The sequence below is a fragment of the Acidovorax sp. A1169 genome, from assembly GCF_030704685.1.
Taxonomy (GTDB): Bacteria; Pseudomonadota; Gammaproteobacteria; order Burkholderiales; family Burkholderiaceae_C; genus Acidovorax.
Genome location: NZ_JAUZDX010000021.1, coordinates 116016 through 123414, shown reverse-complemented (window position 1 = coordinate 123414; position 7399 = coordinate 116016). Strand labels below are relative to the sequence as shown.

General features: G+C 68.4%; 6 protein-coding genes. 1 reads left to right on the top strand and 5 read right to left on the bottom strand.

Going from position 1 to position 7399, the window contains the following annotated elements; genetic code table 11:
* Positions 1 to 145: 145 nt before the first annotated feature.
* Both QYL93_RS26240 and QYL93_RS26235 read right to left on the bottom strand, forming a co-directional pair.
* Positions 146 to 1504 carry a sigma-54 dependent transcriptional regulator gene (locus tag QYL93_RS26240; RefSeq protein WP_305746433.1) on the bottom strand — a complete coding sequence of 453 codons (1359 nt, stop codon included), beginning with the start codon at positions 1502 to 1504 and terminating at the stop codon, positions 146 to 148.
* On the bottom strand, positions 1501 to 3363 hold the full coding sequence (locus QYL93_RS26235) for an ATP-binding protein (protein WP_305746432.1): 1863 nt from the start codon (positions 3361 to 3363) through the stop codon (positions 1501 to 1503). The genes QYL93_RS26240 and QYL93_RS26235 overlap by 4 nt, the downstream gene beginning before the upstream one ends.
* A gap of 349 nt (positions 3364 to 3712) precedes the next feature.
* Here QYL93_RS26235 and QYL93_RS26230 point away from each other — a divergent pair, with 349 nt between their 5' ends.
* Positions 3713 to 4702, top strand: a complete 990-nt coding sequence (locus QYL93_RS26230) for a tripartite tricarboxylate transporter substrate binding protein BugE (RefSeq protein ID WP_305746431.1) — start codon at positions 3713 to 3715, stop codon at positions 4700 to 4702.
* A gap of 93 nt (positions 4703 to 4795) precedes the next feature.
* On the opposite strand, the gene QYL93_RS26225 is transcribed toward QYL93_RS26230, so the two are convergent.
* From QYL93_RS26225 to QYL93_RS26215, 3 genes are read right to left on the bottom strand one after another with little or no spacing between them, the layout of a single operon-like run.
* Positions 4796 to 5137, bottom strand: a complete 342-nt coding sequence (locus QYL93_RS26225) for a DUF3325 domain-containing protein (protein WP_305746430.1) — start codon at positions 5135 to 5137, stop codon at positions 4796 to 4798.
* Positions 5130 to 6800: a PepSY domain-containing protein gene (locus QYL93_RS26220; RefSeq protein WP_305746429.1), complete on the bottom strand. Its 1671-nt coding sequence runs from the start codon at positions 6798 to 6800 to the stop codon at positions 5130 to 5132. Before QYL93_RS26220 ends, QYL93_RS26225 begins: the two co-directional genes overlap by 8 nt.
* Positions 6801 to 6855: 55 nt before the next feature.
* Complete coding sequence (locus QYL93_RS26215) at positions 6856 to 7152, bottom strand: iron uptake protein (RefSeq protein ID WP_305746428.1); 297 nt, start codon at positions 7150 to 7152, stop codon at positions 6856 to 6858.
* Positions 7153 to 7399 lie beyond the last annotated feature (247 nt).

The following is a 7399-nucleotide window of genomic DNA, read 5'->3' as shown; positions in this document are numbered from 1 at the left end:
TGGTCTTGGTAGCGAAGCCCTCGACTATAGCACTACTTTTGAGGGGTGGCAGGGAAAACCCGGGGAATTTGCGTCTTTGCCTGCCCAGAAAGAGCCGTGCCAGGACCGCAGGCACTGGAGGTGAATCCCTCCTCTCTATATAGAGCTACGCCCCCGCCCCTGGACGCGCCGCGAAATCCCCCGGTATGAGCCCATGGCGCTGCAGCTTGTCGTACACCGTCTTGCGGGGCATCTGCAGCATCTCGGCCGCGCGGGCCACGTTGCCCTGGGTCAGGCGCAGGGTGTCGCGCAGCAGCTTGCGCTCGAAGGCATCCACGCGGGCGGCCAGCGAAGGGGCTGACGCATCGCCCTCACCCAGCGGCTCCATGGGCAGGCCCAGGCACAGGCGTTCGGCGGCGTTGCGCAGTTCGCGCACGTTGCCGGGCCAGTCGTGGGCCAGCCAGGTGGCCAGATCGCGGTCGGCCAACGCGGGTGCGGGCCGGCCATGGCGCGCCGCGGCCTGGGCGATGAAGTGGGCCATGAGGACGGGGATGTCCTGCGGGCGATCGCGCAGCGGCGGTAGGGCGATGCTGGCCACATGCAGGCGGTAGTACAGGTCGGCGCGGAACTGGCCCTCTACGGCCAGCGCCTTGAGGTCGACCTTGGACGCGGCCACCACGCGGCAGGTGATGGGCACGCTCAAATTGCTCCCCAGGCGTTCGAGCTCACGCTCCTGCAGCACGCGCAACAGGCGCATCTGCAGGGATAGCGGCATGGACTCGATCTCGTCGAGCAGCAAGGTGCCCTGGTTGGCATGCTCGATCTTGCCGATGCGCCGGCGCGTGGCGCCGGTGAAGGCCCCGGGCTCGTGGCCGAAGAGTTCGCTCTCGATGATGCTCTCGGGCAGCGCGCCGCAGTTGATGGCCACGAAGGGGCCGCTGCGCCCGCTGGCCGCGTGCAGCGCGCGGGCCACCACCTCCTTGCCGGCGCCGGTCTCGCCGTGCAGCAGCACGTCCACACTGAGCGGCGCCAGGGCTGCCACCAGGCGGCGCACCTCGGCCATGCCGGGCGATGGGCCGACCAGCGTGGCCAGGGCATCGCGCGGGTTGCGCTCGCGCAGCACGCGCAGCTCCTCGGCAAGGGCGCGGCGCTCCAGGGCACGCCGCACGGTGGCCACCAGGTGCTCGGACGAAAACGGCTTTTCGATGAAGTCGTAGGCGCCGCCGCGCATCGCGTCCACCGCCAGGGCCACGTCGCCATGGCCGGTGACCAGCACCACGGGCAGGTCTGCGTCCAGCGCGCGCAGGGTACGCAACAGGTCCATGCCGCTCATGCCCGGCATCTGGATGTCGGTGACGACCACGGCCGGCCGGTCCTGGCCAAAGGCGTCGAGCGCGCCCTGGGCGTTGGCGAAGGCGCGCACCTCGATGTCGGCCAGCGACAGCGCCTGTGCGTAGGCGCGGCGCACCATGGCGTCGTCTTCGACGAGGTAGACGGTTGGCGGGGCTGCCGCAGAAGAGGTCATGGAAGGTCCTGTATGGCGGGGTGGGCGGCCTTGCCTTGCGCTGCAACGTCCACAGCCCAGGGCAGGCGGACGGTGAACTCGGCACCGCCCTCCGGCAGGTTGGACGCCGCCAGCGTCCCGCCCATGCCTTCGACGATGATGCGCGACACGGCCAGCCCCAGGCCCAGGCCCTCGCCCGCCTTGGTGGTGTAGAAGGGCTCGAACAGATGGGTCTGCACCTCGGGGTCCATGCCGAGCCCGGTATCGGCCACGCGCAGCAGCACGCTTGCGTCGGCCTGCACCTCCACGGCAAAGCGCACCTCGCGCACGGCCTGGTGCTGCACGGCGTCGAGTCCGTTGCGCAGCAGGTTCACCAGCACCTGCTCCAGCCGCGTGGCATCGGCCAGCACGCACAGCGCCTCGTCGAAGTCAGCCACGGCGATCTGTGCATCCACCGCCTGGCAGCGCGGGGCCAGCAGCAGCAGGGCATGGTCCAGCGCCTCGCGCACGCTGCAGGGGCTGAGGGCCGGCGGCTCCTTGCGCACGAAGCTCTTGAGCTGGCGCACGATGCGGCCCATGCGCCCGGCCAGTTGGCTGATGAGGCGCAGGTTCTCGGCCACATCGTCCCCGCGCTGGCGCTGGTGCAGGGCGATGGCGTTGTCCGACAAGGTCTGCAGGGCGGCCAAGGGCTGGTTCAGTTCATGGCTAATGCCGGCGGCCATCTGGCCCAGCACGGCGAGCTTGCCGGCCTGCACCGCCGTGTCGCGGGTGCCGCGCACGATTTGCTCGGCCTGCTGCAGGTCGCGCACGCGGTCTTCCAGCGCGGCATTGGCGGCCGTGATCTCGCGGGTGCGCTGGGCGATCTGCACCTCCAGCATGCCGTGCGCCTCGCGCAGGCGCTGGGCGCTGGCGGCCCGCTCGGCTCGGCCCAGCCGGTCGAGCCGGCGCAGCAGCGCCAGGCCCAGCACCAGCGCTGCGCACAGGCCGCCGGCCAGGCCCGCGACCAGCGCCTCCTGCCGGGCCGGGCGCTGGTCGGCGAGCAGCAGCATCTGCCAGCCCAGCGGGCCCACGCTGCGCGCTGCCACGCTGAAGTCGCGCTGCTGGCCCGCCTGCTGCAGGCGCAGGGTGTCACCATCGGCAGGGCGGAATCCATCCGCATGCAAGGGCGTCAGCGGATGATTGCCGTACTGCTGCACGCCCTGAAGGCGACCGCGCACATCGGCCGGGAGCGGGGCCAGCGTGCGGTAGCGCCAGGCGGGCTCGGTGCTGACGAACACCACGCCCTCCCCGTCCGCCAGCAGCACGGTGTCGCCGCCATCGGCGAGCGCCGCCTCGAAGGCGTCGAGCGAGATCTTGACCGCCACCACGCCGGGCGCGGGCGCCTCGGGCGGCAGGGCGGACGCCATGAAGTAACCCGCCTTGCCCGTGGTCACGCCTACACCGAAGAAGCGCCCGATGCGGCCCTGCATGGCGGCCTCGAAATACGGGCGAAAGCGGTAGTTCTGGCCGACGAAGCTGCTGGGCAGGTTCCAGTTGCTGGCGGCCAGGGTGAGGCCCTCGGTGTTCATCACATAGGCCGTGTCCACGTCGGCCAGCGCCACGGCCGATGCCAGGTAGGCGTTGGCAGCCTGCAGGTTCTGCGGATCGGGCCGCTGCAGGGCCAGGTTGGTGCGGCTGTGCAGCGCCAGCAGCGCGGGCAGCGCCTCGTTGCGCTGCAGCAGCGACTCCAGGCTTTGGGCCGCAAAGGCCAGCCGCTGGTTGGCGGCGCGCTGCTGCCCGGCCAGTTGCGCACCGAGCGACCAGCGGTAGGCCAGCGCGGCCACGAACACGCAGGCCAGCAGTGCCAGGCCGGAAGTCAACAGCGAACGGGTGGGTTTCAAACGGAGCGGCAACTGAAGGTCAACGGCACTGCCATTGCGCGGCAGCCTTGCCCGCATTGTGCGGCGCTCCCCACCCCCTGCAGGCAAGGCGATACCCGGTTGACAAGGGGCGCTGTCTGGAAATCCGCACAAACCGGCGGTTTTCGTGTGGAAAACCGCCGCTTTTTACGGACCAGCGCGTGGATTTCCGTGCCGGCCCTCATGGGGCAAACCCAGCGGCGGCGCGGCCTGGCGGCCCGCCAGGTGCCGCACGGCAGGGCCTGGCACACAAGCTGCAAAAAGCCCAGGGCGGGCATTGCGGCCAACGCAGCCCGGCCTTTTCGCACCACAACCTGTCCGGAGACAACCCATGACATCGACACAACCTTCTTCCAAGCTCTGCAGCGCCGTGGCCATTGCCGCTGGCCTTCTCGTCGGCGCAGCCCCCGCGCTGGCACAGGACTACCCGAACAAGCCCGTGCGGCTGATCGTGCCTTTTGCCCCCGGCGGCACCACCGACATCGTGGCCCGCGTGGTCAGCCAGTCCCTGGGCACGGCCCTGGGCCAGCCCGTAGTGGTGGACAACAAGGCCGGTGCCGGCGGCGTGGTGGGCGCGACCGAGATCGCGCGCTCCCCAGCCGACGGCTACACGCTGGGCGTGGCGACCGTGTCCACCGTGGCCTCGGCCCCGGCCATCAACCCGGCGGCCAAGTACAACCCGCTCACGGACTTCACCTCCATCGTCAACATGGCGGCCACACCCAATGTGCTGGCCGTACACCCCAGCTTTGCGGGCAAGGACTTCAAGGGCTTCATGGCCGAGGTGAAGGCCCACCCCGGCAAGTATTCGTTCGCCAGCTCGGGCACGGGCGGCATCGGCCATCTGCAGATGGAACTGTTCAAGTCGCTCACCGGCCTGGACCTGGAGCACATCGGCTACAAGGGCGCGGGCCCGGCGCTGAACGACGCGGTATCGGGCCAGGTGCCGATGATCTTCGACAACCTGCCATCCGCCCTGCCCTTCATCAAGGACAAGCGCCTGATCGCCATTGCCGTGGCCGCCCCGCAGCGCCTGGCCTCGCTGCCCGACGTGCCGACCTTCAAGGAAGTGGGCTTCGAGCCCGTGAACCGCATGGCCTTCTATGGCATCCACGGCCCCAAGGGCCTGCCGCCAGCCGTGGTCGAGCGCATCTCCCAGGCCGTGAAGAAGACACTGGAAGACCCGGCGGTGAAAAAGCGCATCGAGGACACCGGCTCGCTGGTGGTGGGCAATAGCCCGCAGGAGTTCACGGCGCAGACCAAGGCCGAGTTCGAGCTCTACAAGGGCGTCGTCGCCAAGCAGAAACTCAAGCTGGATTGACGGAGCGGCATGCGGGGCGGCAGTCGCTCTGCATCGCCCGCAAAAAACCGCCCCCGCCACACAGGCCCTGGGCGGTTTTTCACAGAGGGAAGTTCAGCGCGGGCTGGCAGGTGCCGGTGCCGAACGCACCCAGGCCACCAAGGGGGCCAGCAGGCGCGGCTTCCAGGACAGGGTGAAGGCGATGGTCAGCGCCGAGCCGGCCAGCACCATGAACCACACCAGAGAAGCCATGGAGCCGTGGTCCACGGACAGGCACACGGCCAGCGAGGCGGCCACCACGGCGGCGCCCAGCCAGCGCAGCAGTACCACCGTGCCACGGGATGGCGGCACGGGGCCGCGCACCTGCTCCCAGTGCACGTCCATCGACAGGGCCAGCCAGGCAAGACCGGTCAGGTTGGCCACGAGGGCCAGGGCATAGAGCAGCGAGTCAGGCATTGGCCAGCTCTGGCGAACGAGCCGCCTTGGCCTGTACGGATGGGCCCAGCACGCGGCGCCGCAGCCTGCGCGCCGCGACCACCGCCAGCACCGCGGCGGCCAGCAGCGCCAGGTCCACCCCGGCCACGGGCCAATAGCCCTTGCCGATGGTGCGCAGCAGGTGGTCGCCCGTGGTCACCCAGTTGAGCAGCACGGCCGCCACGGCCAGTGCGGCGGCCGCCCAGCACTGCTCGGCCCAGGCCGGGGACATGCGCGCCTCGCCCATCGGCGCGGTGCGCCAGATGGCGTGCGCGCAGGCCAGCACCCAGGCGCCCCAGAAGATGTACTGCTCCACGTTGCCGCGCGCCGGCAGGTCGGTGGGCAAGAGGCGGTTGCCGATCAGCATGGAGAAGGTGGCGACGAGCATGCCGGTCACGGTGGTCACCGCGAAGGCGTCCACCCAGCGCGCCCCGCTCACGGCCTGCTTGGCATGCTGGCGCTTGCGCTTTTCCACAAAGAAGAGGAAGCCCGTGGCAATGCACACGCAGCCCGACAGGCCGCCCAGCACATACAGCCAGCGCAGCAGCCAGTGGCGAAAGTGCTGCAGGTGCAGGCCGGTAAGGAAGTTGTTGATGCCGGCCACCACCGTCACAGGCGGGTCTTCGCGGATCAGCTCGCCGGTGGAGCCCTTGAAGTGGATACCCTCGCCGGTGAGCGTCACGCGGTCGGTGCCGGCACGGTAGACGCTGACATAGGCATTGGCATCGCCCACGTGCTGCACGGCCAGAAAGCCCACGTCGCCGGCCATGCCCTTGGCGGCCCAGCGGCGCTGGGCCTCGGCCACCATTGCATCCACCGACGCCAGCGTGGCGGGCACGCCGGCCTTTTCGTGCGGCAGGCCGGTTTCCTTTGCCTCGTGTTTTTCATGCAGTTCGTGCAAGGGTTCGAGCTGGGTGTGAGTGACGGGAAAGTAGATGCCCCCGAAGATCACCAGCCCCGACAGCGCGAAGATGAAGTGAAACGGCAGCGCCACCACGCCCGTCAGGTTGTGCAGATCGAGCGCGCTGCGCTGGGTGTGCTTTTTCGGGCGGAAGGTGAACAGCTCGCGGAAGATCTTGCGGTGCATGACCACGCCGCTGACCAGGGCCACCATCATGATGAGGGCAGCGAAACCCACGATCCAGTAGCCCAGATTCTTCCACTCCAGGTGCAGGCTGTAGTGCAGCGGGTAGAAGAACTGGCTGCCGATCTTGAGGTGGTCGTCGGGTAGCGCCGCGCCCGTGCGCGGGTCGATGGTCCGCGTGCCGAAGACGCTGTCGTCCTTGTTCTTGGCGTTGGGCAGCTCATGGCCCGAAAAGATGCCCAGCACCGGGTCGCGGTGGGTGGTATAGGCGCCCCAGCGCTGCACCGGGAAGGTCTCGGCCATGGGGCCGTTGACGCGGCTGCGCGCCTGCTCGATGGCCTCGGGCGTGGGCTGCATGTCCTGGAACACGGGAAGCAGGATCTTGTCGAACGAGGGCATGGGCTGCGGCTCGAAGCGCGTGCCGGGGATGGCCCAGCGGTCGATCTCGCGGTCGAACACCGAGAGCGAGCCGAAGAAGAACACCACCATGAGCACGAAGCCCAGCACCAGGCCGAACCAGGTGTGCAGCCAGGCCATGCTCAGCCGGAAATTTGGGAACATCGAAAAATCTCCTGGTGCGCGATCCTTCTCTTCGAAGCCGCACCGCAAAAAAGGATCAGAGCAGGGCTTTCTGGACCAGGGACCCGGCCCCGGCCATCAGGGCGCCGCCACCGGCCAGCACGAGCCAGACACGCACCAGGCTGGCAGCGCAAAAGGCCCAGAGAAAAGCCACCAGCAGCACCATGAAGCCCAGGATGTAGCCCAGCGCCTCGGCATCGTGGAACGGCATGCCCGCCGCGAACAGCAGGCCGATGCCCAAGGCAATGAAGCCCCAGGTGAACGCATAGCTGCCCACCGTGCCTGCGGCAATGCGCGAGACGATGTGCAGGCGAGAAGCGGTGATGGTGGCCATTGGCTCTGTAGAAATAATAATGCGAGTGATTCGCGATTATGCAACATACCTACGGGTAACCCCTGGGGCCGTGGGGAGTAGCACGCACCGAAACCAGACCCATTCAGGATCGGCGTTGGCAACAAAGGGACGCGCAGGAGACACCATCGTGCAGATTGCAAAATACCGTTCTTCGACCCGCCGTTCAAGCGTTTTCAGCTATCAATAAAAGAGCATTCAATAAACAACTTGTCACATATGTCTTTGC